This is a genomic window from Mesorhizobium sp. M2E.F.Ca.ET.219.01.1.1, from assembly GCF_004016445.2.
Taxonomy (GTDB): domain Bacteria; phylum Pseudomonadota; class Alphaproteobacteria; order Rhizobiales; family Rhizobiaceae; genus Mesorhizobium.
Genome location: NZ_SADT02000139.1, coordinates 1 through 341, shown reverse-complemented (window position 1 = coordinate 341; position 341 = coordinate 1). Strand labels below are relative to the sequence as shown.

Annotated in this window: 1 pseudogene; it reads left to right on the top strand. The window is 69.5% G+C overall.

Annotated features, from left to right (window positions below):
• Positions 1–341: pseudogene (locus EN862_RS35265) on the top strand (metalloprotease); the annotation flags it as partial.

Sequence of the window (341 nt, the reverse complement as noted above, 5' to 3'; positions counted from 1 at the left end):
GCTCGATCAGCGGCGCCACCGATGCCAGCCTCGACTTCCTGGCCACGCATCCAAACACGCCGCAGCGCATCGAGCTTGCCCAGCGGCTTGCCCGCAACTTCGGCCCGCCGGGCATCGGCACGCGCGACCGCGACGCCTTCCTGGCCGGCATTGACGGGCTGCTCTACGGCGACACGCCGGAAGAGGGCTATGTGCGCGGCCAGACCTTCCTGCATCCGGGCCTCGGCGTGTCGTTCACGGTGCCCGACGGCTTTGTCATCGACAATTCGGCGGCGGCGGTGACGGCGACCGGCCCTGGCGACCTGTCGATCGAGACGCCATCGAAGCGGATCGCCATGTCG